Consider the following 25,647-nt stretch of genomic DNA (forward strand, 5'->3'; position numbering starts at 1 on the left):
CTCAAAACAACGTCTGCTGAACGGGTTCCGGCGCCGCGGCCGAAACCGCCTGGGAGAACGGGCGGTGATCGCCGGCCAGCCGGTATTTGGCGATCAGCGGGGCGGCCCGCTCCCGCAGCATGTCGCGATAACCCTGCGGCAGGTAGGCGCCCCGCCGGTACAGCTCGCGGTAGCGGCCGACCAGTTGGGGATGGGAGCGCGCCAGCCAGGACATGAACCATCCGCGGGTCGAGCTGCGCAGGTGCAGACCGAAAACCGTCACGCTGCCGCCGCCGGCCGCCGCGATCTGGCCGAGCAGCCCGTCGAGATGCTCGACGGAATCGGTGAGATACGGCAGCACCGGCGCGACCATCACATGACAGTCCAGCCCCGCGGCGCGGATCGCGCCGATCAGACCCAGCCGGGCCTGCGGGGTGGGCGTGCCGGGCTCGACGTCGCGGTGCAGCTCGGCATCCCCGACCGCCAGCGACACCGCGACCGACACCGGGACCTGCGCTGTGGCGTCGGCGATCAGCGGCAGGTCGCGGCGCAGCAGGGTGCCCTTGGTCAGGATCGAGAACGGCGTACCCGATTCGGCCAGGGCGCCGATGATGGCGGGCATCAACGCGTAGCGCCCCTCGGCCCGCTGGTAGGGATCGGTGTTGGTGCCCAGGGCGACGGTCTCGCGCTGCCACGACGGGCGGCGCAGTTCGCGGCGCAGCACCTCGGCCACGTTGGTCTTGACGACCACCTGGGTGTCAAAGTCGTTGCCGCAGTTCAACTCCAGATATTCGTGGGTGGGCCGGGCGAAGCAGTACCGGCAGGCATGCGAGCAGCCGCGGTAGCCGTTGACCGTATAGCGAAACGGCAGGGCCGCCGCGTTCGGCACCTTGTTCAGCGCGGACTTGCACAGCACCTCGTGAAAGGTGATCCCCTCGAACTGCGGCGAGCGCACGCTGCGGACGAAACCGATACGTTGCAGCCCCGGCAGCGCCCCGTCCTCCACCGGCTTCCCGTTGACCGCGACGGCCTGGTTTGCCCACCGCATCCCTTCATTCGAACATCAGTTCGAGATCGAGTCAAGCGCCGGCGGCTCATCCGACCCTGTGTGCGCCTTCGAAAGTCGGCCTTGTGCGAGGTAGCAAACCAGATTAGTTTCGGTTAACCGAGGCGAAGGCGGGGTGTTCAGGCATGCGTTTGATCCATGTCGCGGCGGCGGTAGGCATTCCCGTCGTCGTACTGATGGGGGCGTCGCCCGCTCACGCGGAAACCGGCGCCAATGGCTACGCCCAATGCATCGGAGGCGACGCGAAGCCCCCACCGCCGGGGGTGAGTGCAGACCTGTGGTTCCCCAGCGTCCATGTGATTGACAACGACATTATTTCGGGTGTGCCAGCTGCCGAAGTCGTTGAGAGGTTGGTGAACATGGGAGTCAAGCGCGAGGACGCCGTTCGCCGCGTGCAGTGTTATCTGGTCAACTCACCGCATTAGCCCTCTTCTGATGAAGGCCGGACCCGGGGCTAAGCTTCGGATCGTCGCCCTCCACGTCAGCCACGAGGACTTATGACCGAACGCATCGAGACTTCCCGCACAATCGCCGCACCCGCGTCGGACATCTTCGCCGTGCTGTGCGACCCGCAGGGCCACGTGGCGATCGATTCGTCCGGGATGCTCCAAGACGCCGAGGGTGATCCGGTGCGCGGCGTCGGCGACACCTTCGTCGTCCACATGGACCGCGAATCCTTGAATGATTTCCCGCAATTGGGCAGATACGACGTCACCGTCGACATCAAGCAGTTCGAGCAGGATCGCCTGATTGCGTGGACGGTTCTGGGGCAGATCCAACCGCCGATCGGCCACGTGTACGGCTACGTGCTGGCGCCCACCGAAGACGGCGCGGCCACCGTGGTCACCTCGTTCTACGACTGGTCGGACATCGACCCCAAGTGGCGGGAAGCCGGGATTTTCCCGATCCTGTCCGAGGGCGCGCTGCGGGCGACCCTGGGGATTCTCGACCGCACCGTCCGCCGCGGTTATCCCCGGGGAATAATCCTGTAGCCGGGCGGCAGAAAGGATCGACATGTTGCATTCGATGATTCTGGCGAGTTCGGATCCCGTCGCGGCCGGCTTCATTCTGCGTGGCATCAAAGGGATTTTCGTCGCGATCGGCAGCATCATCGCCGCAATAGTCTGCGGCGTCATCGCCATGATGAAGGGCCGCAACCCACTGGGATGGGGAATCCTTGGACTGTTCTTCTCCATCCTCACCCTGATTGTGGTGATCGTCATTCCCAGCAAGAAATGACCGGACCGCGCCGTCCGACGCCGGCGCGTTAGAACGGCGGCGGCTCCCCATCCCCGACGGCGTGGGTCGAATCGGAATACCAAGCGTACGAAGGCCTTTCGGCCTGGCGCGCCAGTCGGTTGTGTTTGCGTTCGGTGGCGATGCGGGTGGCGCGGTCTTGGGTGCGGGTGCGGCGGCGTGGGGGCATCATCGCGGCACGGTCGGCGCAGGGTTGGGGTCTTGGCGCCGGGGCGGGCAGGTCGCCGGTGGGTGCGCACAGGGTGGGAAACAGCAGGGCGCTGCCCGGGGTAGTCACATAAGTGCGCCCGGCCGGGGAGGTCCAGATCAGCGTGCCGTCGGGCAGTTGCTGGTCGCGCCAGCCCCAAAACGTTTTCACCAAATGATGCGTCCGGCACAAAGCCTTGAGGTTAGTGATAAGTCATGAATGTGCCCGCTTACTTTGGGCCTAGAAGGATTCGCGTTAAGGATCCGCAAACCGGGCACACGGCGAGTGCTGGTTGGATGCGCCACATCGTCACCTCATCGGAGTCCACCGCGCCACGCCAGGGCTGAGAACTCCGCACCGGGATCAGCACTGCCATCTGAGACCTCGATGTTTACCACCGCAGAACCCCGGGATGGGAGTGAGCGTGCGCGCACCATGTTGCGCAAATTCAACGGAAGCCGTCACAGTGTGGCGGTGCCGGGGCGGTTGCGCGCCGGCTATAAGATGGCCCAGTGCAAATGTTGCAGTCTATTAATGAGTTGCAGCTGGTGGTTTTGGAGCGGTCGGTGATATCGATATGCGCTGTTTGCCTACATCTCCGAGGCGTGGCGGTGTCCGATCCACCGGGGCTGACTTTGTTGTCCCGGTTGATGCAGCACTCATTCGCTGATGGGCTCAGCTATTCGGGGGCCGTGTCGGCCGTGATGGGCCATGCGGTGGGTTTGTGCCCGAGCTGCGGCGCGGACGGCTGGCTAACGGAGCCAACCTCGTGAGTAGTTTCCGTCCAGTCGGCGATCCCACCGAGCTTGCAGATGATCTGTGCTGCGCGGAGTCCACGCACGTCGGGCAGACGTCTCTGGCGCGGGACGGGGAATGGCATCGCGCCGCGCGTTGGGCGCGGCGTCTGGCCTGGGTCAGCCTGATCGCGATGCTCACCGAGGGTGTCGTGGGGCTGTGGCAGGGCCTGGCGGTCGGGTCTATCGCACTGACTGGGTGGGCGCTAAGCAGCGCGCCAGAGGGCTTGGCCAGCGCGATGGTGGCGTGGCGGTTCACCGGCTCGCGGACTCTGTCCGAGACCGCCGAACGGCGCGCCCAGCACGGTGTTGCGGTGTCGTTTTGGCTGACAGCCCCCTACATCGCCGCCGAATCTATTCGGCACCTCGCTGGTGGGCACCACGCTGAGACGTCGATGATCGGTATCGTGTTGACGGCCGCTACCTTGTTGGCGATGCCTATCCTCGGCCGGGCCAAAAAGCAACTCGCCGTCCGGCTGGGCTCGCCGGCCACCGCTGGCGAAGGTACCCAGAACTATCTTTGTGCGGCCCAGGCCGCCGCGGTGTTGGTCGGCCTGGCGGTAACTGCCCACTGGCCGGGGAGCTGGTGGTTTGATCCGGCGATCGGGCTTGCGATCGCCGCGGTCGCCGTGTGGCAAGGCATTCGAGCCTGGCGCGGCGAGGACTGTGGATGTTGAATCAGAACGACACGTCAGCGAGCACCGTCAGCCGCGGGGGGATGGGGCAGGCGGCTGCTGGTGACCTCCGCCATCGGCCGTGGTTGTGCCGGATCGCTGACCACCCCCGCCTTTGGGACTACTCCATAACTCGCGTTCACCAATGGGCCCGCTATGCGGGCACCTCCCATGTCGAACAACCATGGCGACTGGCAGTTGTGATGGCGCCAGCAGTGGCCCCCAATCCGAAATTTTATAGGTTTTCTCGGGCAGCAGCGTTGGGCGGAGGCGACTTCTCTTAACGCGGTCTTGGTAGCGTTGTGCCACCGCCTATCACCGGACAGGAAAGACATGCCGGACACGCCAACCCGTGAGACGCGCCTGCGGGCGCTGGTGCTCGGCTACAACGGGCTGCTGGCCGGGGTTGCCGGATTCATCAATTCGGTGGCGCTGCTGGTCTTGGCGTTTCCGGTGGGCAACCTGACCGCGTTGAGCACCCAGCTGGGCATGGATTCAGCCAATCCGCTGCTGTACGAGAGCTGCATGATCGCACTGATCGTAGGCGGATTTCTGGCCGGAGCCGCCGGGGCCGGCGCTGTACTGGCGCCGGTGCAAACCCACACCAGTGCGCGCCACGCCGCGGTCCTGCTCGCCGAGGCCGCGCTGCTGTTGGCCGCAGCCGGTATCGAGATTCCCGGGTTCAAGGCGCTGCTGGCTGCGGCCGCGTGCGGGCTGCAAAACGCGATGACCTCGAACTCGCCCGGGATGGCAATCCGCACAACGCACTTCACCGGCACCATCACCGACCTCGGATTGATACTGGGCCGCAGCCGCCGCCACGGGATGGACAAGTGGAAGGCCGCGGTGCTCACGACGACCGTGGTGCTATTCGTCGGCGGCGGCGCGACGGGCGCCCTCATTGGCGGCCGGTTGGGCCACAACGCACTGCTTCTTCCAGCTGCCGCCTGCCTGGCTGTCGCGATAGCCAGCCTGCTGTATAGCCGGCGGCGCAGCACCCGATTGGCCCGCGCGATATCGGCCCCCGAGCGCTCGCATCGCTCCCTTGCTGATCAGGCGACGGCGGGGTAACCGCGGAGCCCAAGCCATGCGCATTCGTATATGCGCATGCGTTTATAGTTTGTTAGTCTGGGCGGGTAAGGCATCGCCGTTGCCTGATTAGGGAGGTCCAAATGGCAGACGAGCGCGGATCAATGGAGGCCAAAGAGTCAACGCTGCTGTGTCCGCGGTGTGTGTCGCAGATGCTGCCGGTGCAGCGCTTCGGCGTGACGATCGATCAGTGCACGGGTTGCGGCGGCGTCTTCCTGGACCGGGGCGAACTAGAGCAACTCTCCGAGGCCGAGGCCAAGTTCTACGCCGCCCAACAGCCACCCCAACCCGCGCCACCGCCGGGAGGGTATGCGCCTGCGCAGTACCCAGCGCAGCCCGCGTACGTCGAAAATCCCCGCCCTAGAGGATTTTTGGGTGGATTGTTCGGAGAAGGCTATTACGGTGGTCGCCACGGAGGATATCGCGGCGGACATCACTGACATTGATGTGTTGACGCGGTCCGGTTAAGGATTGGTCGTGGTCTGCTACCGGTAGCGTCCGCCGTAACTGATGCCATGCTGGGTTGTTCTTGAATTAGTCAATTCAGCCAACTCAGCGCCGGCGTGCCCAGGATCTGAGCGGCGCGATCCTGGCATTGATTTGTAAATCGCCGCAACGGGTCGTCTGTGTGCGGCGCGGATCGCAGCGTAGCTTGACGTTTTTCGGTGCGACGGTGTCGGTCCGTTTCACGATCGCGACCTGGCGTCCCCTCGAGTCATCTTTTAACACATGTGAGATGAAGCGGTGCGGCGGGACCCCACACTTCTGCTCGATATGGCCACAGCCCCGGACTACGGCGGTGTGGTGTTCCTCCTTTGTTATCCGAGGGTCGTCGAGGGTGGTAGCACTGTCAGGCGGGGCATGAACCGGAGGTCGGTTTCGCCGACGTTGCCTATGCCGCGCCCGGCCATCGTTGCCAGCGGCGCGCCGAGCATGCTTGCGGGAGCCCCCGTTGTGGCTCCTGGGGCAGTGGCCAGGCTGGTGCTGGGCAGCGCCGTCGCGGCAGAACTCATTGCTGGGGCCGCCGATGCCCAGGTTTGGGGCACCGACAACGCCCCGACCGTGGCCGCCCGGCCCACGCCCGCCGACACGGCCGCCCCGCCGAGTCCTGCTGAGCCGGGTGCTCCCAGCGCGCTGGACGCAAGCGCGCCCGTCAGCCCCGGTCCCGAAGCTGCGGTGCTGGCGGCGGTGACGGCCGGCATCAGAGATTTCAGCTGATTCGCGTTCGAGAGCAGCGCACTCGATATCCACCCAACCGAACTTGTCATCGACAACGCCGGATTCATGGAACTGAGCGACGAACTCAACGACGACAGCGACCCCGTCGATGACTCGGACGTGGACGATAGCGGGGAGGCGAGCTGCTGCAGGGCCGTGGGCACCGTGGAGGTCACCTGAGACAGGACCGCTTGCGCGTCGGTGCTGGCCGAGCTGCCGACAGCTTGGCCGACCGCGGTCCCCTGTCCGGCCAGGCCGGCCGGGTTGCTGGCGGGCTGCGGCGGGGTGAACGGGGTCAGGAGCGACGCACTGGCCGAGGCGGCGGCGTAGCCATACATCGCGGCGACGTCTTGGGCCCACATCGCCGCGTACTGTGCCTCGGTGGCCGCGATCGCGGGCGTGTTTTGCCCGAGGATGTTGGTCGCGATCAGCGACAGCAACAGGCTGCGGTTGGCCGCGATGACTGGTGGCGGCACCGTCATCGCAAAGGCCGACTCATAGGCGGCCGCGGCCGCCATGGCCTGCGAAGCCGTCTGCTGTGCCGTGGCGGCAGTGGTGTCCATCCACGCCACGAAAGGGGCGCTCGCGGCGGCCATCGCCGCCGACGCCGGACCCAGCCACGGTCCGCTCGTCAGCCCTGAAACCACCGAGGAATACGAAGCGGCCTCCGCATATAGCTGCTCGGCGAGCCCCGCCCAGGCCGACGCTGCGGCCAGCATCGAGCCCGGGCCCGGACCGGCATAAATCCTTGCCGAGTTGATCTCGGGTGGCAAAGCTGCGAAATCCATCATTCACCTCGGAGTGCTTAGCCGGCCGCGATCGCGTTGGCGGCCTCGGTGAGCGCATACGAATCAGCTCTGACACCAAGGGGTTTCGCGACTAATTCGTGGATCGCCGCAGCTTGGGCGCTGACGGCCTGGTACATCTGCGCGCGCGCGGCGAACTGCAGCGCCGTCAACGCCGACACCTCACCGGCGGCGGCGGGAACCACCCCGGTCGTCGGGGCGGCCACGGCCGCGTTTTCGGCGCTCATCGCCGAGCCGATGCCCTGCATATCGTCTGCCGGTGCAGTCAGAGCCTTCGGCTGGGTAGTCACAAAAATCATGGGCTGCTCCTCACTGTTTCCGCCTGGACTTCTTCTGATGGACACGACTCAACCCGCGCATCGGAGAACGCGGGTCCGGCGGAGCGGGCGGGGTTGAGGTGGTGCAGGGCAACTGTGGCGATGATGCCGATGAGAACCAGCCCGCCCCACACCAGTGCGCCGGCGCTGAGCCGTTGTGCCGCACCGAATATCGATCCGGTAGCCAGGTTGCCGACGAGGATTCCGGCTCCGACGATGGTGTTGTAGAACCCGTAATGGGTGGCCACGAGCCGGCCTCCGGCCAGCGAGACGACGGTGTCCATCTCGAAGGGGAAGACCGCGGCCGAACCGACGGCCAGCAGTGCCGCCGACACCAGCAGGGCCCCCACCGCCGCGGGTGTCCCGAACCGATGGCCGTCGGGGACGACCGTCAGCGGCACAAACGAGGCCGCCAGGATGGCCACACCGATGGCCAGGCTACGTCCAGATCCCCAGCGTTTGGTGAACCAACGGGTGATGCGCAGCTGTCCGATCACCGCAACCAGGCCAGAGACAACGAAAAGAACTGCAACCAAAGCCTTTCCAGAGCGCGGCGTCAGCATCGACGCCTGCAGCGGCAGCGCCAGGTACACCTGGAACGTCAACACGTAGGAGCCGATCATCGCCGCCGCGAAGAGCAGGAACGGCCGGTTGCCGGCGACAACCCGCCAGTCCTGCAGAAACGACTTCTGCTGCGGCGCCGAATCGACACCGCGTTGCGGCAACGCCAACAGCTGCGCCACGGTCAACACTGCGAACACGGCCGCCGCTGCCGCCGCCGTGACCTGAAAGTCAACGGCCACCAGGACCAGTCCGACCAGCGGACCCAACAGGATTCCGGCCTGATAGAAGAGGCTGAACATGGCGAAGGCCTCCACCCGGCGATCTCCGGCGTCAGCGGCCAGATAGGCACGCACCGCCGGGTTGAACAAGGCGCCGGCGAAACCGGTTGCCGCCGCGGCGATAAGCACAGCCGGCAACGAGTGAGCCACCACAAGCAGCGCGAAACCGCCTGTGCGCAACAGACATCCAGCCACGATCAACGGCTTGTAGCCCAGCCGGTCGGCCAGCGTGCCGCCCACGATGAACATGCCCTGCTGGGAGAAATTCCGCACGCCCAGCACCAATCCCACCGCCCAGGCGGCCAGCCCGAGCGGGCCAGCCAGGTACCCCGCCAGATACGGCATCAGCATGTAAAAACCCATGTTGATGCCGAACTGGTTGATCATCAGTACCCGGCTGGGCCCGTCGAATCCGCGAAACCGCGCGATAAAGCCCTTCATCGCGACACCAGTGTGGGGTTGGTGATGGTGGTGGTGCGGGTCCAGGAGGTGATGACGTGTTGGTTGGGGTCGGTGAGGGTGGTGGGCTCGGCGACGGGTTGCCAGTTCAACAGCTGGTGCTCGCGGCAGTAGTCGTCGTTGTAGATGGTGTCGAAGTAGCGTTGGGGTCCGTCGGGAAACACTGCGGCGATGCGGGTGTCTTTGGGGTAGGTGCGCGCGGCCCAGCCGGCGACCAGCGTGACGGCGCCGACGCTCCAGCCGCCGCTGGCGAACTGGCTGGCCGCCAAAGTGCGTGCCGCCCAGACGGCTTCGTGTGGGGCCACCCAGTGCACCTCGTTGAAGGCGGGGTAGTCGATGTTGGCCGGGTGGATGCTGGAGCCCAGTCCGCGCATGAGCCGGGTGGTGGCCGGTTGGCCGAAAATGGTCGAGCCGATGGTGTCGACCCCGATCAGTTTCATGTCGGGGTTGAATCGGCGCAGCACCCGCGCCACGCCGGCGGAGTGTCCCCCGGTGCCTACCGAGCAGACCAGCACGTCGACGTTGCCGAGCTGATCAAGCAGCTCCAACGCCAACGATCGGTAGCCGGTGATGTTGTCGGGGTTGCTGTATTGGTCGGGGCACCAAGCCCCCGGCTCGGCGGCCAGGACTTGGGCGACGCGGTCTTTGCGGGCCTGTTGCCAGCCCCCCACCGGGTGCGGCTCGGTGACCAGCTCGACATCGGCGCCGTAGGCGGCCAGCATGTGGCGCACGATCGGTTCCATGCCGGTGTCGGTGACCACGGTGACCGGATGCCCGTAGGCTTGCCCGGCCAGCGCCAGGCCCAATCCGAGGCTGCCGCTGGTGGAATCCACGATGCGGGCCCCGGGTGTGAGTTCGCCGCGGGCCCGGGCGGCTTCGACCATGTGCAGGGCGGGGCGGTCTTTCATGCTGCCGCCGGGGTTGAACCCCTCCAACTTGGCCCAAAACCCGCGTCCGGGCGGGACCAGCGGGGCCGAGATCCGCAACACCGGCGTGTTACCCACCAGCGCGGCGGGTCGCCGATAGGTACCAGGGGCACGCTGGCCGCAGTCGCGCGGCTCGAGGACCGTCAGCGCCGCAACGGAATGAACACAAATGTTGTCAAAAGAACGAACTTCAGTCATCGGAATCGTCGCTTTCCTGCGAAGCCGCGAACCAGAGCGCGGCACTTGACATGGGTCAGCGGTCACCGGCCGCCGCCACAAAGGGCAGAAACGGCCTGGCGCTGACCAGTCAGCGACGAGACAAGCAGAACCGGGTCAAGACGTCTTGACCGGTAACAGAAAAAGCCGGGGCACGCGGGGGGCCGCGCCCGGCGGGCACCCCAAACCAGGCCAGCCCACCAGCGACGGCCACGGCCACGGCCAACACCACACCCAACGCGGCCAGCGCGGCCACCGCAGTACCCGAGCGCGGCAACACCGCCGTGGTGAACTGCTCAGGATGCTCGCCCGACAATCCTTTGCCCACATGCGAATGATCGACGCCGAAACTGGGATGATCACCACCACTTGTCGAGGCCACAACCGCAGGTGCAGGCCGCGCCACCGATGAGTGCGAAGGCATGATCACACTGTCGGCGCCGATTAGCACGCCCCACGCCGCCAACCACACTGCAGTTCCCACCACCGCCACATACCGCAGCCGTAGTAACCAGCTAGCGCCGCCCAACCTCATTACAGCCCGTTCTTAACCGCGGAGATGCGACAACGACGAGGAGTCGGTGCCGCCTGTATCCGACTCGTGATAATGGGCTTGGTTGTTTACTGAGCGGTGGGTGAGCCCGTGCGGTTCTGCGCAGTGCGCGCATGCGCCTGCGAAACCGTGTTCGTTGAGCCTGCCTGATTTTTGGTGCTCAAGCTGCAGGGTGATGTGTGAAATTCCGTGCGTGTGCGCCAGCAACGCCGCTAACTCGGCCCGGGTTTCATGGCAATCGCGGTCCTCATCCACGATCACGTGCGCTGAAAGTGCCGTTTGCCCTGACGTTATTTCCCAAACATGCAGGTCGTGAACTTCGACCACCGCGTCGCGTGCCGCCATCGCCTGGCCAATCTTTTCAGGCTCGAACCCGCGAGGCGCGGCCTCCAGGAGTACCAGGCTTGCAGCACGCACCAATCCCGTCCCGGCCTTCGCCATCAACACCACCACGACGAGCGTGGCGAGGGCGTCGGCGCGTGCGAACCCGGTGAACACAATCACCACGCCGGCGATTGCCGTTGCGATGAAAGCGAACAGGTCGTTGAGGATGTGCTGGAAAGCACCCTCGACGTTCAGGCTGGAGCGATTGGCGCGGCTGATCATCCACGTCGCGGTCACGTTCACCACGACCCCGATCAGTGCCGTCATCAGCACCAGCCTGCCGGTGACCGGCGGCGGGTCAATTAGTCGACGGGCCGCCTCATAGGCCAGCCAGCCCGCCAAAACTAGTAAAGTCAGGCCGTTGGCCAGCGCAGACAAGATTTCCGCCCGTCGCCAACCGTAGGTCATACGGCCCGCTGCCGGCCGTGCTGCCAACCCGATAGCCCACAGCGCCAAAGCGATTGAGGCCGCGTCGGTAAGCATGTGCGCCGCGTCCGAGATCAGTGCGAGGGATCGTGCAACGATTCCTACCGCCACTTCGCCGACCATGAATGCTGTGATCACCGCCAGGGCGCCGGCTAGCCACCGCCGGTCAGCATCGGTTGTGTGCCCGTGCCCGTGGGCGTGGCTGTGCCCGCTCATGGCCGCACCCTCGGCGGCCGGCTGGGGACTAAATCCCCGGCTAGACTTGCTCTGTCAGACGTTCCTGTTCGGTTTTCCATATGAGTTGCGCCTCTTTTCTTTCCTCGTGTTGACTACGCCGTGACGCACGGCTTAAGGCCTTTGTTCAGATGATCGCGGTTGCCTGACCGCTGTTCGCGATAGAGCGGATTGAGCGCAAGTGCTGCGGCGGCGCTAACAAAAAACAATGCAGCGCAGAGCATTTCGTGATGCCCGCGATGTACCGCTGTGCCGGAGATTGCCGCTGTCGCCCATTGCAGATCAGGGTTCTGATTGCGACGACGGTGCCATAGAACCGGTAAGGTGTTGCCCCCGAACGGTTACGGGTAAAAGTATTTGCAGCATGCAGTTCGAATGGGATCGCCGGGGCCGATCCTAGCGCAAGCAGCGCTGCGGAGACTGCGAGTGCTTCGACGTCCGGTGGCGAACTTGAGCTCCGATCGTCGGCCAGGATGATCAGCGGCAGATACGACACTGCCAGGATGGCTAGACCGGCGATCAAGCTACGCCAGCAACCCCATCTGTCGGACAACCATGGGGTGGTCCGCAACTGGCCGGCAACGACCACCACACCTGAAATCGCGAACACACCAGCGGCAAAACAGCATTGGGACCACGGCGTTAGCACCGACACCTGCACAGGCAGGACAAGATAGACCTGGAAAGTCACTAGATACAAACCCATCATCGCGGCCAAGAGCAGCAAAGACCCGTTGACCAGGATGATCCGCCAATCCTGCAAAACCGATGCGGATCTCGGCGCCTGCTCGCTCTGTTGAAGTAGCATTCGCACAACTCCTGCCGAATAGCTGCCGGTAGCCGCCAGGCACACCCGTACATCGATTCCACCGCGCTGGACGGGCAATTCAAAATCCAGGGATTGATCACCGACAACGTTGTCAAAGTTGGTGTACTGAACCGGAATCCATGCACCGTGATCGGTGGCCAACGCCTGCACGACCCGATCTTTGCGGGCTTGTTCCCATCCACCAACCGGGCGCGGTGCATCGACGAGGACAACGTCGGCGCAGTAGGCAGCAAGCATCCGCCCAATGATCGGTTCCATCATCCCGGTATCGATGACAACCGCTACCGGACCCACGCACACCTCGCCCGCTAGAACCAGTCCCAAACATAGGTTGCCGCCGGAAAACTCCGCGGTCCGAGCTTCGGGCAGCAACCCGCCGCGGTCGCGCGCCTTATCGACCAACTGCGTGGCAAGGACTTCCTTCATGCTGCCACCTGGGTTGAAGCACTCAAGCTTCGCCCAGAAACCACGGTTCCGCAATGCTCTGGGACGCCGAGATCCTGGGCACCGAAGCATGTCACACCAAGACACCAGCCGCCCATAGGTGGCAGGCCTGCGCCGCCAGCAGGAGCGCGCCCCGGTGGCGGTACGAGGTGGACTGCCCGCAAGATTATTGCCAGTGTGAACAACGTCAATCATCTGATCGTCACTTCCATCAACGCGCGACACGCGACAATTGGTAAGAAGCGTTCACCGGCCGGCGACGCGAAGCGCAACGGCCTGACGGCGACTGATCAGCGACGAGACAAGCAGAGCCGAGTCAACAGATCTCGACCGGCGCAACGCACTGCAAGCACAGTGGGCGGACCCCGCCCCGGCGCCGCCGCGGGATAAGCCGACCACCCCGCCCCCCCAACCGGGCTGACCGCGGCGCCGAAACTCGCCAACGCGGCCACAGACGGTGTCAAGGCGGCGGCCATGAACTGGTCGTCGTGGTGTGTCGACGAATCCCTTTCTGCGTGCGCATGGTCTGGGGGAAGCTGATCCCTGACCACTTGCGACGATTCAAGCGAAGTCAGCGCTTCACCGGCAACGATTTCCAGATCCGTTGAGTTAGTTCTACTTTCGTGGTGGTGTGCGCCACCGATTACCATCCACAACATCAACCACACTGTGGCTGCTACCGCGACCAAACGGGATCGCAGCATTGTCGGATCGGCAACGTCGATTCTCATAACAACCCCGAAGCTAGCACCGCACGGGAACGATGTCGTCGGCAAAAGCCTAGCTACGACAATATGTGCCCCACTTGTCACGACTCGTTCAGCGCTTGCTCACCACCAGCTCACTTAACGAACCAGATCGAGCGTTAACCCGCGCCGGTTTGGCTGCTTTGCATGACCGCGGTTCGGTTGCGTCAACGGTCCGTCAATTTGAACCGCCCCGAGTTCGATGCACACCTTCTTTCGAGGGAAGGTTGTTCGCATCATGCCGAAGAAGTACGACGAGGAGTTCAAGGCCCGGGCGGTGCGGTTGGTCAGCGACCATGCCGAGGAGTACGCCACCCGTACGGCCTGCCTGACCGCGGTCGCCAAGCGTTTGGGGGTGTCGTATGAATCGTTACGACGCTGGATCAACCAGGCCGAGGTCGACACCGGGGTCCGCGACGGGGCGCCCACCGATACCGTGCGCGAGTTGCGTGAGCTCAAACGCAAGAACCGCGAACTTGAGGAAACCATCGAAATCCTCAAGGCGGCAACAAGTTTCTTCGTGCGGGAGAGCGACCCGCGACACCGTTGATCTGTGCGTTCATCGCCGAGCATCGTGCTCGGTTCGGGGTCGCTCCGATCTGCCGCGTGCTCACTGAGCACGGCTGCGTGATCGCCCCGAGAACCTTCTATGCCTGGCTGGCCCGCCCACCGTCGGCGCGGGCCCTGTGGGACACCGTCATTACCGAGGTGCTGGCCGGCTACTACGAACCCGACGAGCACGGCCGGCGCAAACCGGAGTCCTTGTACGGGGCCACGAAAATGTGGGCTCACTTGCAACGCCAGGGCATCACCGTGGCCCGCTGCACCGTGGAACGACTGATGCGCGTCAACGGCTGGCGCGGGGTCACCCGGCGCAAAAAGGTCCGCACCACCGTGGCCGACCCGGCCGCGACCCGGGCGGCGGATCTGGTCAAACGCCAGTTCCGGGTGCGCGCCCCCAACGTGCTGCTCGTCGCGGATTTCACCTACGTGCGCCTGGCCACCGGGGTGTTCGTCTACACCGCGTTCGCCATTGATGCCTACGCCGGGCGGATCGTGGGCTGGACCTGCTCGGCAAGCAAGGAAGACCGGTTCGTGCGTCAGGCGATCAGGCATGCGGCGCAACTGCGGTTCAATGAAGGCAATCCATTGATGGGCAACACTATTCACCATTCGGACGCAGGGTCGCAATATACGTCGGTGCGGTTCGGGGAAACCTTGACCCTGTCCGGGCTGGTGGCCTCAATCGGCACTGTCGGGGACGCCTTCGACAACGCTCTGGCCGAAACAACGATAGGGCTGTACAAGACCGAAGCCGTCCGGGCGGATTCGCCCTTCCGGCGCGGCCCCCTGCAGCGCCTGACCGACGTGGAACTGCTCACCGCCGACTGGGTGCACTGGTACAACACCAGCCGGCTCATGCACCGCCTGGGCCGCATCCCACCGACCGAGTACGAGACGATCTACTACGCTACGAACACAGCCCAATCAGAGGCTGCACACCCATAACCGCGTGTGCATCGAACTCGGGGCGGTTCAATTCGTACTTCTCGCCTTCGGGCGCCACACGGCAATAGATGGCCGACGATATGGCGCGGTCATAGCGGCGCCCCCGGTGTCGCCATCAATGTCCAGTGCGCCGAACCGCCGCAAGATCCTCACCAGCTCACCCAGCATCGGCGCCAGCCACATGCCAGCCGGCATGTCCAGCACGGCCTAGTAAAGGCCCGGTGCAAACGCTGGCGTTCACCCACCGTCAATCCCATCGTCTGGGCCTGCTGCGCCGCACCGGTTTCGCCGCTTCAACACGCCACTTCGCGGGCAGCATTTCTCTTTGGGACAACGAAGGGGGCAGGCGGGCATTGTTGGTGAGTCAACGCGCCGGGTTGACTGGTGCCGCCTTGAGTGCCAAGATAACGTTCGCATAAACCTCGGTAGGTGAGGCGTCTGCACGGACATAGGCCACTGACCTCGAACGTCGAGAGACGCCCCGGGTCAGGACAGCTCTTCCCGGCTTAAGGGTTGAGCCCAAGTGGCTTCCGGCTCAGCCGGATACGCCGTGTGGTGCCAAAGCTGTGACGAGAGGGGTGCCGCGCCCGGCTGAATCGCCGGGTTGCCTCATCCCCGGTGTGCGACTGTTGGCACCCCCGTGTGCCCTGGCCGTGAGGAGGTGAGAGCGAGATGAGTCGCGGTGATAGTCCCTATCCGAGTCCGATGAGCATTTCGTTCGGATCCGGCCCCGGCACCATTTCCACTATCTGAATCGGCTTGCGCCGCTTCGGTTCGCACTCGCCCGCGTCCCGCTTCGTGGACGTGCGTCTTTTTGGCGTGCTCTGACACGACCACAGCCGCAGCTTCAGTCTGCATTCCCCTTGAGGAGAAGTCCGATGTCTTTTGTGACCGCACAGCCAGAAATACTGGCGACGACAGCCAATGATTTGCGCAATATCGGCTCAGGGCTCGCCGCCCAGAACGCGGCCGCATCTACGCCTACGACAGGCGTGATTCCTGCAGCGGCCGACGAGGTTTCGGCGCTGACCGCGACCCAGTTCGTTGCGCACGCGCAGCTGTATCAAGCGGTGAGCGCACAAGCCGCAGCAGTTTGTGACCTGTTCGTGCGGACCTTAGCGGCCAGTGCCGTTTCGTACGCCGCCACCGAGGCCCTCAACACAATCGCGGCCGGCTAAAGGAAGTGTGTCCAATGACTGTCATGATCGATTTCGGCGCGTTGCCGCCGGAAATCAATTCCGCAAGAATGTATTCCGGCGCGGGCTCAGCGCCGATGCTTAGCGCCGCCGCGGCCTGGGACACGCTGGCCGCTGAATTGCGTTCGGCGGCAACCTCCTACAGCTCGACGATCTCGAGATTGAGCAGCGAAGGCTGGCGCGGCCCGGCGTCGATATCGATGGCGGCCGCCGCAGCACCTCTCGTCGCCTGGATGAACACGACTGGGATGCAGGCTGAACAAACCGCTACCCAGGCCACCGCAGCCGCGGGTGCCTATGAGACCGCGTACTCGATGACGGTGCCCCCACCGGTAATCGCGGCCAACCGTAGCCTTTTGAGCGCGTTGGTCGCCACCAACGTCTTGGGGCAGAACACGCCGGCGATCGCGACCACCGAGGCGCACTACGGCGAAATGTGGGCCCAGGACGCTGCCGCAATGTACGGCTACGCCGCCGCTTCGGCGGCCGCCTCGACGGTGACGCCATTCACCGCGCCACAACAGACAACCAATGCGGCGGGGCTGGACGGGCAGGCCGCGACGGTCAGCCAGGCCACTGCTACGTCGGCAGGCACGAGCACGCAGACGGCACTGTCACAGCTGACCTCCACGGTACCCACAAAGTTGCAGAGCCTCGCTTCACCCGCGTCGTCTTCGTCGTCGACGTCGGGACTTTCGGAAATCCTCGGCCAACTGACTGGCTCTGGTGGGTCTGGGAATTCACAGCTCAACGACTTCTGGAACCAGTGGGGGCCCAACGCGAACATCTGGAACACCATCTTCTCGTCCGGGTTTTACACGCCCAGTAACACATTGGGTGCCTTCACGAGTTTGTTGGGCGCCGGCGCAGCCGGGGGCGCCGCGGGAAACGCCATCGGAGAAGCTGTCACAACCGGCCCCCTCGGAGGCCTATTGGGTCTGACGAGCCTGGGACCCGGCGGCGCCGCATCCGCGGCCCTTGGACGGGCCGCGTCGATCGGCCCGCTATCGGTGCCCGCGAGCTGGACCGCCCTAACCCCACCCCCTAGCTCTCTTGCCTCAGGGCTGGGCGGCACGCCCCTCACCGCGGCTCCGGCAGGTGTGATGCCCATGATGCCCGGCATGCCGATGGCGAACACGGCCGGAAGCCACATAGGCAGTGCTCCCAAATACGGGCTCCGGCTCACCGTAATGGCCCGCTCACCCATCGCCGGATAGCAGATACGGGGATCGGCTGCGAGCCTCAGTTCGACGGCCCCAACCGCATAAGCAGTTCGGCCACGATTCACCGCTTATGTGGCACTCGATGATTTCTAGATAAGGAGACATTCAGATGACTACGCGTTTTACGACCGACCCGCACGAGATGCGCTCGATGGCAGGGCGTTTCGAAGTGCACGCCCGAACCGTGGAGGACGAGGCCCGCAAGATACTGGCGTCCTCGCAAAACATCGCCGGCGACGGCTGGAGCGGTAGCGCTCAAGCCACCTCCTACAACACCGTGAGCCAGATGAACACCGCCTTTCGCAATATCGTCACCATGCTGCACGGGGTGCGCGACAACCTGATTCGTGACGCCAGCAACTACGAGGACCAAGAACAGGCCTCCCAGCAGATCCTGGGCAACTAACTGCTTTGCACCCGTGAGGAGAACACCGATGACGATCAACTACCAGTTCGGCGACGTCGACGCCCACGGTGCGCTGATCCGCACCCAAGCCGCCACCCTAGAGGCTGAGCATCAGGCCATCATTCGCGATGTGCTTGCCGCCGGCGACTTCTGGGGCGGCGCGGGCTCACTGGCCTGCCAGGAGTTCATCACCCAATTGGGCCGCAACTTCCAGGTGATCTACGAGCAGGCCAACGCTCACGGCTCCAAAGTACAAACGGCCGGTTCCCACATGGCCAGCACCGACAGCGCCGTGGGCTCCAGCTGGGCCTAACCGCCTAACCCCAAGCGCGGCAGCCGTATTGCCGCTCCCGTGCTACCACCACCCACCACTGATCCACATGTTGCGCCAAGGAGAGATCCATGAACAAACCGGCGACCGAGACCCGACGACCGCTCCGCCTGCTCGGACTGCTGAAGACACCCGGCGGCCAAGTTGCCCGCCCTCCCACGAGGTCGCCGCGTTGCGCGCCCGGATCCGTGCCGACGACGCCGACGACGCGGCCTTCATTTTGCGCCAGTCCCACCCGGCGCCGTGTTCTGGAATTGATGCCCGCACCCCAGCGCTCCCACGGTGATCGCCCTTGTTGGGATTCAAACCCGCACAGCGCAGGCCGTTTGATGAACCTCGACATTGTCTCCTGCGAAACATGGGCGTCTGCAGCTGCACGTCCTCCACGAGCGCGGGCGGCTGGCCGGCGTGGTGTCAGTGATCGCACTTTGCAATCGAACCTTGCGGATGCGGTTGCGACACTGATGGATTCGAATCCCATCTTGGTGACTCCCGATGCCGATCTGATCGATGCCGCGGTATTGATAGCCGACTACAACTTACACACCATTTCGGTCGTCGATGACGAGGGTCAGGCGCTGGGGGTGGTGACCGTCGATGCCGTGCTCAGGCCACCATTCCCGACGACTGGCGCTAGCGAGCGCCCGGGCCACGCCTGGTTCGCGAAGACCTGACCTCGATGAGCAGCGAAGAAGGAGACTGGCTATGACACTCTTGGACCGCCCCACTTCCGACACAGTGTTGGCGGCGCCGCACGGCACCGCGGTGCTGGACAGCGCACACGTCGGCGACATCGAAGGTGCGCTGGGCCGAATCGGCCTCGGCGACAACGCCCGTCCGCGTAGCCTGAAAATCCGCCTAGCCACCATGCTGGCGATCATCGGGCCCGGCTTGATCGTGATGGTCGGCGACAACGACGCCGGAGGCGTCTCGACCTACGTGCAGGCCGGACAGAACTACGGCTACAGCCTGCTGTGGGTGCTGGTGTTGTTGATCCCGGTGCTGATTGTTAACCAGGAGATGGTGGTCCGGCTCGGTGCGGTCACCGGGGTCGGACACGCGCGGTTGATCAATGAGCGGTTCGGCCGCGGCTGGGGCTGGTTTTCCGTGGGTGACCTGTTCCTGCTGAACTTTCTGACCCTGGTCACCGAATTCATTGGCATCACCCTGGCGGCCGACTACATCGGCATCCCCCGATATGTGGTCGTCCCGCTGGCCGCGATCGCGCTGATCACCATCATGGCCACCGGCAGCTTCCAGCGCTGGGAACGCGCGATGCTCGCGTTCATCGCGATCACGCTGCTGCAAATCCCAATGTTGTTGATGTCCCATCCAGATGCGGGGCGCGCCGCGAAATCGTTTGTCATCCCGGGCATGCGTGGCGGAGTCACCTCGGACGCGGTGCTGTTGATCATCGCGATGGTCGGCACCACGGTGGCCCCGTGGCAGCTGTTCTTTCAGCAGTCCAACATTGTCGACAAGCGCATCACGCCGCGTTTCATCGGCTACGAGCGCGCCGACACCACACTGGGTGCCTTCGTCGTGGTGATCGGTGCGGCGGCGTTGATCATGACCGGCGACTGGGCCGCGCGGGCCACCAACAGCCGTGGGCGCTTCGCCGACGCCGGCACGGTTGCGCACCTGCTCGGCCAAATCAACACCACCCTCGGGTCGGTGTTCGCGATCGTGTTGCTCGACGCCTCCATCATTGGGGCGGCTGCGGTGACCCTGGCCAGCAGCTATGCCTTCGGGGATGTACTCGGGCTCAAGCATTCCCTGCACCGTGGCTTCGGTGACGCCAAGCCATTCTACCTGTCCTACACCGGGATGGTCGTGATCGCCGCAGCGATCGTGCTAATCCCCGGGGCGCCGTTGGGGTTGATCACGACCGGCGTGCAAGCGCTGGCCGGGTTGCTGCTGCCCAGCGCGACTGTCTTTTTGGTGCTGTTGTGCAACGACCGGGAAGTCTTAGGCCCCTGGGTGAACCGGCCGTGGCTCAACGTAGCGTCAGGGCTCATCGTCAGTGTGCTGTTGCTACTTTCGGGAATACTCATGGCCACGACCGTATTCCCCCGCCTCGACATCGTCTCACTCGCCGCCGACCTCACCGTCGGTATCGCCCTATGCTCCGCAACCGTTTTCGGTGTGCTGCGGTGGTATGGCCGCCACCGCCCGAAACACAATGGCCTGACCAGCCCCCCCCTTGACCTGGCCACAGCCCAACGGGCCACCTGGCGAATGCCGCCGTTGACCTCGTTGAAACCGGTGTCCTGGTCGGCCGGAACTCGGCTAGGCATGCTGGCCTTGCGTGGCTACCTCGTAGTCGGGGCGATTTTGCTCGTGGCCAAAGCCATCCAACTCGGTAGCACCTGACGACGACCGTGCGCGTCGGACGCAGCAGCTCACTTAGTGGCCTCGCCAGCGCGAGTGAGCTTCACCCAAACGCCCCCCCACGCACTTGTAACCGCAGCTTCACCGAGCAGACCTGCTTGCGAACTCTGTCGCCGCGCAACCAGGTCTGGGCAACAAAACCTTCACGCGCGTCGGCTGAGCGGGCTCGATCGAACAGCTGTCGGTGCCGTCCAAGCTGGACCGCGAGCGCCCCGCCAATGAACGCGCAGGCTTGAGCGGTGGGAAACATCTGAAGATTCCTCGCCGGCGGGTCGCGATCGATGGCATTGCTGGGATGCCGCTTAGACATCCTGGGGCCGGCCCATCGGGGTCCGTCAGATTACGGTGTAAGCGGCATCTTCGGTTAGGTGTTTCACTTTCCGGCATGCGGTCGGCGAAGCAGATCGCGAAGGCGTTCACTGCCAATCTTGAACGCATGTCCATCGCTTCTGTCCTGTCCCGGTCAGGTGCAGTGACCGCGTGATTAAGTAGAGGTATTCGAGTGCAGCCTGATTGGTCGGGAAGCGGGAAGTGTCCGCGGACACGGATGGCCCAGCCGCGCTCAAAAAGCGGCGCGGTGTCCGTGGGCCACTCGAACAGCGTTGCGCTGAACTGGATCTCGGCGCAAATGGTTGGGACGTCGTCGCGTTATCCGGCAAACGGGGGGCGCGCCATCACCGTCGGGCGGATCCCGTAGCGCGGACCGGTGCCGCCCGAACTTCCGCCGACGCCCGCCAGCGGCATTCCGCCCAGCAGGTTTCCGGGCCCTGACGTGTCGGGCGTGGTGATGAAGCGGCTGACCGGGATCGATGATGCCCCCGAAGGGACCGCCGGGGTCGCGGCAGACCAGGTGGGCGGTACGGACAGCCCACCGACCGGTGCAGCAGAAGCCAAACTTGCCGATATGGCGCCGCCACCACCGGCCACGCCGCGCAGCGACGCGCCAACGGTGGGCAGGGCCGCGGCGGCCTTGGCGCCGTCGCTGGCGGCTTTGGCGGCGGGTGCTAGTGCCTTGCCGAGTGATTGAAAGTGCGTTGTCATGCCGGTAGCGCGATACATCATCGCGAGGGTGTTCTGGGTGGGGCTGGCGTATTGCGACCACAAGCTCACAAACTCGTTCTGTTTCAACGCATCCGAGATCGGTGTTGTGGATGCGGTTGATGAACTAGGTGATGCGAGGCTTTGCAGTGCAGAGGGCGTGGAGGATAACAGTTGCGTCTGCGCGTCCGTGCCGGCCGAGGTGCCGGCGGCTCGGGTGACCGCGGCGGCCTGCATGGCCTGTCCGGCGGGGTTGGTGGTTTGGGCCGGCTCGGTGAACGGCGTCACTTCGGCAGTTGGTGCGGTTTGGGCCGCGTAGCCGTACATCGCGGCGGCGTCTTGCGCCCACATTTCACCGTATTGGGCCTCGAGTTGGGTGATCAGCGGAATGTTTTGGCCGAGGACATTGGTGGAAATCGCCTGGGTGAGCAGGGTGCGGTTCGTTTCGATCAGTGGTGGGGGCACCGTGGCGGCGAACGCGGTCTCGTACGCCCCCGCGGCGGCTCTGGCTGATGTGGCGGCCTGTTCGGCTTGCGCCGCGCTGGTACGCATCCACGTCACATAAGGTTGGGCCGCCTCGGCCATTTGGGCTGATGCCGGGCCCATCCACCCTTCGCTGGTCAGTTGTGTGATGACGGTGTCGTAGGCGGTGGCTGCAGAGTCCAGCTCGGCGGCCAGCATGTTCCAGGCCCATGCCGCGGCCATCATCGATGCCGAACCGGGGCCGGAATACATGCGCGCAGAATTGAATTCGGGGGGTAGCGCTCCGAAATCCAGCACTTGTCACCCTCCTTAGCTGGCCGCGGCGGCGTTGATGGCTTCGGTGGCCGCATAGGAACCGGCGCCGAAGTGCAGCATTCTCACGAAGCTGTCGTGAATCATCGTGGCCTGGGCGCAGACGTTCTGATACATCTGGGCGTGCGTGGCGAACTGGGCCGCGATCAGCACTGAGACCTCATCGGTCGCCGCGGGAACCACGCCCATCGTCGGCGCCGATGCCGCCGCATTCTGTGCGGCCAGCGCCGCGCCGATAGTTGCCAGGTTCTGGGCTGCGGCGGATAACGCTTCGGGTTGGGTGGTCACGAACGACACGGTGATTTCTCTCCTCGCTGGTTCCGGTCAACGGTGTGGAAGGGCCGCTAAAGCCGCTCCTCCGCGAGGTTAAGTGCTGCGCGCGCAATAGTGTATGTCCAAAGACAAATGTTCATCGTCAGCTAGATTCAGTTCATAGCTGTGAACTGTGACGTACATATATGTTCTTAGAATCGCATATGTGTACAAACGTCCACGCTTGAGGGGTAGCCACCGCGGCCGCGGAACGGCATCGCGTTCGTGACTCCACGGCCGACGGTGTCGGCGGCGCTGGACGGTACTCGCGCACCAGTATCTGACCACGGTTTCGGGCGGCGTTGGGGTGCGTGCGACCGCCGTCGACAAGACGAAGGGACCCATTAGTGGACTACGGGGCGCTTCCGCCGGAGATCAACTCCGGGCGGATGTACGTTGGCGCGGGGTCGGGGCCAATGCTGGCCGCGGCCGCAGCCTGGGACGGGGTGGCCATCGATCTGTACACCACGGCAGCCTCCTACAGTTCGTTGATCGCCGAACTCACCGCCGTGTGGAGGGGTCCGGCCTCGGCGACGATGGCCGCCGCCTCGGCCCCGTATGCGGCGTGGCTGACCGCGGCGGCCGCGCAGGCTGAGCAGACGGCCGTCCAGGCGAAGGCCGCCGCGGGTGCCTACGAGGCGGCGTTCGCGATGACGGTTCCGCCGCCGGTGATCGCGGCCAACCGCGCGCAACTGATGATGCTGATCGCGACGAACTTCTTCGGCCAAAACCTGCCGGCGATTGCGGCCACCGAGGCCCAGTACGCCGAAATGTGGGCCCAGGACGCGGCCGCGATGTATGGCTACGCCGCGGCGTCAGCCGGCGCCTCAACGTTGACCACCTTCGACCGGCCGCCATCCACCACCAACCCGGCGGGGCAGGCCGGTCAAGCCACCGCGGTCGCCAACGCGGCCGAAACAAGCGCGCAATCCAGCGCGTCCACCTCGGGGCTGGCAAACCCAACATCGGCCTCCAGCGCAGTACTGAATGCATCGGCTGCGTCATCGGAATCATCCAAACCGGTGGCCTGGAAAGACTGGGTAAAAATGTATACCAGCGACCTTGGCATCCTATATTACCAACTGGGCGACTATGACCACTTTATGAAGCTCTGGCTAGGTGGGAGGCCGGCCGCCGCCAGCAAAGGAACTCAGGCCGCGGCGGCCGTGCCTCGTCTGGGTGGAACCCTGGGCGGAACCCTGGGCGGTGGCCCGACGTCCTCTGCCTCGCCCGTCTCGGCGGGTCTGGGCAGGGCGGCCACGGTGGGTCACTTGTCGGTGCCGCAGAGTTGGGCCGCCGCGGCACCGGCGACAAGCGCGGAAACAGCGCCCCCGGCGGTCAGCACCGTCAGCGCCGGCTCCGAGGCCAAGGGAAGCGGGTTGCTCCGCGGCATGCCGCTGACGGGCACGGGCCGGGCGGCTGGCGGCAAGATTGTCGGGCAGCGGTACGGGTTCCGCCCGATGGTGGTGGCTCGGCACGTCGTCGGCGGATAGACGCTTAGGGTCCGCGGCGCGGCGAACGCGCGGCGTGGGCCTACTTGCCGGACGTGAACCAGGCGACCTTCGCCTGCCAAGACCGGGCAGATCCATACGCGAAGCCAATGGCGCTCAGACAGGCGCACAACCAGACGGACAAGGCGATATCGGTGCCCGCCCAAGCGGTGCCGATTTGAATCACGCTCGCCGCCACCCCGAATCCCGCCGAGATCAGATAGAGGTCGACGGTCGTCGTTGAGCGGGGATCCGTCCGCAGGATCAGCAGCACTCGCCCGGCGTAGGAGAGCAGGTAGATCATCAGGGCACCCAGGACCAGCCAATAGGCCAGCAACCAGAAGTCGGCGGGGGCCGCGAAAAAGTCAAGATGATGGCCTTCGTCGGCGATGACGAACAGCGCCACCAGCAACGGAACCCCAATCCGTAGCGGGCGCGTCACGTGCTTGCGCAACAGCTCGCTCTCGTGGGTTTCGTCGACCAGGCGGATGAGTCCGTGGCGGATGATCGCCGTCACCGCGAAGATCCAGCAGATGTGGCCGAGCAGATGTTGTACGTTCCACAGCCCGAAGATGCGGTGCAGGAGCGGTCCGAGCGCGGCCGCGGCCCACTGCGACATCAGCAGCACCGCGCAGCCATGCAATGCGATGTTGCGGGTAGCGCCGGCCTCCCACCTCGAGCGCCAGGTGTCGCGCCGGATCCACAGGCTGCACAGCAGGGCGGCCAAGGTGGCGACGATGAGTGCGGTTTTGATCATTCAAACGGTCCCGGCAGTCCCGCTCAGACCGGCGGACTGTTGGGATCGGGACGAAGATCACGCAGCCTGGGCGGGCCGGCCTGGGACTCCACATACTCGGTGACCGAGTCGGGGTCGATCAAGCCGAAGCGGACTTGCAGGTCAACCGGATTCAACCCCAAATACTTGGCCGCCCTGATCAAGTTGTCCGCGGTAATCAACCTGCCTTCGCGAGCCGCCTTATAGTACGCGGACTTGCGGTAGCCGAACGCTTCGTAGACCTCGGTAGCCGCCAAAGGCCGACCGACCAGGTACGGCAGCACCACCGCCGGGTCCTTCGCACTGTCGTCCACAATTATGGACGATAGCGCCGTTCGACCGACCCCGCAAAAGAAGCGCGAGCCATTAATCGAACAGCGTCGCGCAACCGTGGATCTTTTCCAGGTCCAGCAGGGCGCGTTTGCGCTGCAGGCCGCCGCCGTAGCCCGTGAGGCTGCCGTTCGCGCCGATCACCCGGTGGCACGGCACGACGATCGCGATCGGGTTATGCCCATTGGCCAATCCCACCGCGCGCGCGGACCCCGCAGCGCCGATCTGCTCGGCGATGCGTCCGTACGACCTCGTCTCCCCTGTCGGGGGTGCGGCACTCGATATGCGACCTCGACGGCGGCCAATGGTTTACCGGAAGCTCAAGAATGACCCAAAGATATTGGATGGCCTAGGAACACCACGGGCGCCAACGGGCGGAGCGTTCGACGAAATCCACTGGGACTG

Annotated in this window: 27 protein-coding genes, 3 pseudogenes and 1 riboswitch; of the genes and pseudogenes, 14 read left to right on the plus strand and 16 right to left on the minus strand. The window is 64.7% G+C overall.

Annotation, left to right across the window (positions count from 1 at the left end):
• Window position 1: 1 nt before the first annotated feature.
• Complete coding sequence (locus tag AC0KS4_RS15260; RefSeq protein ID WP_238956311.1) at window positions 2-1,027, minus strand: Rv2578c family radical SAM protein; 1,026 nt, start codon at window positions 1,025-1,027, stop codon at window positions 2-4.
• Between the two features lie 143 nt (window positions 1,028-1,170).
• Between AC0KS4_RS15260 and AC0KS4_RS15265 the strand changes: the two genes are divergently transcribed.
• The 3 genes from AC0KS4_RS15265 to AC0KS4_RS15275 all read left to right on the plus strand — a co-directional run bounded on the left by AC0KS4_RS15265 (window position 1,171) and on the right by AC0KS4_RS15275 (window position 2,284).
• The gene (locus AC0KS4_RS15265; RefSeq protein ID WP_238956312.1) at window positions 1,171-1,470 is read left to right on the plus strand and encodes a glycosyltransferase family protein; all 300 of its coding nucleotides are present in this window, start codon (window positions 1,171-1,173) and stop codon (window positions 1,468-1,470) included.
• 72 nt (window positions 1,471-1,542) lie between these two features.
• Window positions 1,543-2,037 (plus strand): SRPBCC family protein, encoded by a 495-nt coding sequence (locus AC0KS4_RS15270; protein WP_225328494.1) that lies wholly within the window; start codon window positions 1,543-1,545, stop codon window positions 2,035-2,037.
• Between the two features lie 22 nt (window positions 2,038-2,059).
• Window positions 2,060-2,284, plus strand: coding sequence for a deoxyribodipyrimidine photolyase (locus AC0KS4_RS15275; RefSeq protein WP_225328495.1), 225 nt, complete (start codon window positions 2,060-2,062; stop codon window positions 2,282-2,284).
• A gap of 28 nt (window positions 2,285-2,312) precedes the next feature.
• Here the strand turns inward: AC0KS4_RS15275 and AC0KS4_RS15280 are convergent.
• A pseudogene (locus AC0KS4_RS15280) lies at window positions 2,313-2,696 on the minus strand (hypothetical protein); the annotation flags it as partial.
• 610 nt (window positions 2,697-3,306) lie between these two features.
• Here AC0KS4_RS15280 and AC0KS4_RS15285 point away from each other — a divergent pair.
• The 3 genes from AC0KS4_RS15285 to AC0KS4_RS15295 all read left to right on the plus strand — a co-directional run bounded on the left by AC0KS4_RS15285 (window position 3,307) and on the right by AC0KS4_RS15295 (window position 5,486).
• Complete coding sequence (locus AC0KS4_RS15285) at window positions 3,307-3,960, plus strand: cation efflux transmembrane domain-containing protein (protein WP_043955849.1); 654 nt, start codon at window positions 3,307-3,309, stop codon at window positions 3,958-3,960.
• A 330-nt stretch (window positions 3,961-4,290) separates the two neighbouring features.
• Window positions 4,291-5,028 (plus strand): DUF1275 family protein, encoded by a 738-nt coding sequence (locus AC0KS4_RS15290; protein ID WP_008260692.1) that lies wholly within the window; start codon window positions 4,291-4,293, stop codon window positions 5,026-5,028.
• Window positions 5,029-5,150: 122 nt separating this feature from the next.
• Window positions 5,151-5,486, plus strand: coding sequence for a TFIIB-type zinc ribbon-containing protein (locus tag AC0KS4_RS15295; protein ID WP_014942886.1), 336 nt, complete (start codon window positions 5,151-5,153; stop codon window positions 5,484-5,486).
• A gap of 378 nt (window positions 5,487-5,864) precedes the next feature.
• Here AC0KS4_RS15295 and AC0KS4_RS15300 read toward each other — a convergent pair whose 3' ends face one another.
• The 8 genes from AC0KS4_RS15300 to lpqS (AC0KS4_RS15335) all read right to left on the minus strand — a co-directional run bounded on the left by AC0KS4_RS15300 (window position 5,865) and on the right by lpqS (AC0KS4_RS15335) (window position 13,431).
• On the minus strand, window positions 5,865-7,055 hold the full coding sequence (locus AC0KS4_RS15300) for a PPE family protein (protein WP_008260696.1): 1,191 nt from the start codon (window positions 7,053-7,055) through the stop codon (window positions 5,865-5,867).
• A gap of 14 nt (window positions 7,056-7,069) precedes the next feature.
• Window positions 7,070-7,369 (minus strand): PE family protein, encoded by a 300-nt coding sequence (locus AC0KS4_RS15305; RefSeq protein ID WP_036429500.1) that lies wholly within the window; start codon window positions 7,367-7,369, stop codon window positions 7,070-7,072.
• Window positions 7,366-8,670: an MFS transporter gene (locus tag AC0KS4_RS15310; RefSeq protein WP_008260700.1), complete on the minus strand. Its 1,305-nt coding sequence runs from the start codon at window positions 8,668-8,670 to the stop codon at window positions 7,366-7,368. Before AC0KS4_RS15310 ends, AC0KS4_RS15305 begins: the two co-directional genes overlap by 4 nt.
• A complete protein-coding gene (locus AC0KS4_RS15315; protein WP_036429502.1) occupies window positions 8,667-9,812 on the minus strand; it encodes a PLP-dependent cysteine synthase family protein in 1,146 nt (381 codons plus the stop codon). Before AC0KS4_RS15315 ends, AC0KS4_RS15310 begins: the two co-directional genes overlap by 4 nt.
• A gap of 109 nt (window positions 9,813-9,921) precedes the next feature.
• On the minus strand, window positions 9,922-10,365 hold the full coding sequence (gene lpqS / locus AC0KS4_RS15320; RefSeq protein WP_046182027.1) for a putative copper homeostasis (lipo)protein LpqS: 444 nt from the start codon (window positions 10,363-10,365) through the stop codon (window positions 9,922-9,924).
• 12 nt (window positions 10,366-10,377) lie between these two features.
• Complete coding sequence (locus tag AC0KS4_RS15325; protein WP_008260705.1) at window positions 10,378-11,409, minus strand: cation diffusion facilitator family transporter; 1,032 nt, start codon at window positions 11,407-11,409, stop codon at window positions 10,378-10,380.
• Window positions 11,410-11,554: 145 nt separating this feature from the next.
• The gene (locus AC0KS4_RS15330) at window positions 11,555-12,682 is read right to left on the minus strand and encodes a pyridoxal-phosphate dependent enzyme (RefSeq protein WP_008260707.1); all 1,128 of its coding nucleotides are present in this window, start codon (window positions 12,680-12,682) and stop codon (window positions 11,555-11,557) included.
• A 308-nt stretch (window positions 12,683-12,990) separates the two neighbouring features.
• The gene (gene lpqS / locus AC0KS4_RS15335; RefSeq protein ID WP_457602220.1) at window positions 12,991-13,431 is read right to left on the minus strand and encodes a putative copper homeostasis (lipo)protein LpqS; all 441 of its coding nucleotides are present in this window, start codon (window positions 13,429-13,431) and stop codon (window positions 12,991-12,993) included.
• Window positions 13,432-13,684: 253 nt separating this feature from the next.
• Between lpqS (AC0KS4_RS15335) and AC0KS4_RS15340 the strand changes: the two genes are divergently transcribed.
• The 7 genes from AC0KS4_RS15340 to AC0KS4_RS15370 all read left to right on the plus strand — a co-directional run bounded on the left by AC0KS4_RS15340 (window position 13,685) and on the right by AC0KS4_RS15370 (window position 20,484).
• Window positions 13,685-14,955, plus strand: a protein-coding gene (locus AC0KS4_RS15340; protein ID WP_085978347.1) for an IS3 family transposase whose coding sequence is annotated in 2 segments (ribosomal slippage) — window positions 13,685-13,958 and window positions 13,958-14,955 — 1,272 coding nt in all. Because the reading frame shifts where the segments join, the coding sequence is not laid out codon by codon here.
• Window positions 14,956-15,369: 414 nt separating this feature from the next.
• Window positions 15,370-15,540, plus strand: a riboswitch (M-box (ykoK) riboswitch).
• A gap of 293 nt (window positions 15,541-15,833) precedes the next feature.
• Window positions 15,834-16,133: a PE family protein gene (locus tag AC0KS4_RS15345; RefSeq protein ID WP_036429503.1), complete on the plus strand. Its 300-nt coding sequence runs from the start codon at window positions 15,834-15,836 to the stop codon at window positions 16,131-16,133.
• A 14-nt stretch (window positions 16,134-16,147) separates the two neighbouring features.
• Window positions 16,148-17,368 carry a PPE family protein gene (locus tag AC0KS4_RS15350; RefSeq protein ID WP_008260714.1) on the plus strand — a complete coding sequence of 407 codons (1,221 nt, stop codon included), beginning with the start codon at window positions 16,148-16,150 and terminating at the stop codon, window positions 17,366-17,368.
• Window positions 17,369-17,483: 115 nt separating this feature from the next.
• Window positions 17,484-17,780: a WXG100 family type VII secretion target gene (locus AC0KS4_RS15355; RefSeq protein WP_008260715.1), complete on the plus strand. Its 297-nt coding sequence runs from the start codon at window positions 17,484-17,486 to the stop codon at window positions 17,778-17,780.
• A gap of 28 nt (window positions 17,781-17,808) precedes the next feature.
• Complete coding sequence (locus AC0KS4_RS15360; RefSeq protein ID WP_008260719.1) at window positions 17,809-18,093, plus strand: WXG100 family type VII secretion target; 285 nt, start codon at window positions 17,809-17,811, stop codon at window positions 18,091-18,093.
• A 347-nt stretch (window positions 18,094-18,440) separates the two neighbouring features.
• The gene (locus AC0KS4_RS15365; protein WP_225325986.1) at window positions 18,441-18,785 is read left to right on the plus strand and encodes a CBS domain-containing protein; all 345 of its coding nucleotides are present in this window, start codon (window positions 18,441-18,443) and stop codon (window positions 18,783-18,785) included.
• Between the two features lie 31 nt (window positions 18,786-18,816).
• On the plus strand, window positions 18,817-20,484 hold the full coding sequence (locus tag AC0KS4_RS15370; protein ID WP_008260722.1) for an NRAMP family divalent metal transporter: 1,668 nt from the start codon (window positions 18,817-18,819) through the stop codon (window positions 20,482-20,484).
• A 387-nt stretch (window positions 20,485-20,871) separates the two neighbouring features.
• Here AC0KS4_RS15370 and AC0KS4_RS15375 read toward each other — a convergent pair.
• The 3 genes and pseudogenes from AC0KS4_RS15375 to AC0KS4_RS15385 form a co-directional block, all read right to left on the minus strand.
• A pseudogene (locus AC0KS4_RS15375) lies at window positions 20,872-21,026 on the minus strand (IS256 family transposase); the annotation flags it as partial.
• A 124-nt stretch (window positions 21,027-21,150) separates the two neighbouring features.
• Window positions 21,151-22,320 carry a PPE family protein gene (locus AC0KS4_RS15380; RefSeq protein WP_008260723.1) on the minus strand — a complete coding sequence of 390 codons (1,170 nt, stop codon included), beginning with the start codon at window positions 22,318-22,320 and terminating at the stop codon, window positions 21,151-21,153.
• 12 nt (window positions 22,321-22,332) lie between these two features.
• Window positions 22,333-22,632, minus strand: coding sequence for a PE family protein (locus AC0KS4_RS15385; protein ID WP_008260731.1), 300 nt, complete (start codon window positions 22,630-22,632; stop codon window positions 22,333-22,335).
• A 362-nt stretch (window positions 22,633-22,994) separates the two neighbouring features.
• Between AC0KS4_RS15385 and AC0KS4_RS15390 the strand changes: the two genes are divergently transcribed.
• Window positions 22,995-24,140: a PPE family protein gene (locus AC0KS4_RS15390; RefSeq protein ID WP_008260733.1), complete on the plus strand. Its 1,146-nt coding sequence runs from the start codon at window positions 22,995-22,997 to the stop codon at window positions 24,138-24,140.
• A 40-nt stretch (window positions 24,141-24,180) separates the two neighbouring features.
• On the opposite strand, the gene AC0KS4_RS15395 is transcribed toward AC0KS4_RS15390, so the two are convergent.
• The 3 genes and pseudogenes from AC0KS4_RS15395 to AC0KS4_RS15405 all read right to left on the minus strand — a co-directional run.
• Window positions 24,181-24,894: a hypothetical protein gene (locus AC0KS4_RS15395; protein ID WP_008260734.1), complete on the minus strand. Its 714-nt coding sequence runs from the start codon at window positions 24,892-24,894 to the stop codon at window positions 24,181-24,183.
• Between the two features lie 23 nt (window positions 24,895-24,917).
• The gene (locus tag AC0KS4_RS15400; RefSeq protein ID WP_008260736.1) at window positions 24,918-25,226 is read right to left on the minus strand and encodes a hypothetical protein; all 309 of its coding nucleotides are present in this window, start codon (window positions 25,224-25,226) and stop codon (window positions 24,918-24,920) included.
• Window positions 25,227-25,278: 52 nt separating this feature from the next.
• Window positions 25,279-25,509: pseudogene (locus AC0KS4_RS15405) on the minus strand (methylated-DNA--[protein]-cysteine S-methyltransferase); the annotation flags it as partial.
• Between the last annotated feature and the right edge of the window lie 138 nt (window positions 25,510-25,647).

This window comes from Mycobacterium sp. NTMscope_MAC_12, assembly GCF_976985675.1.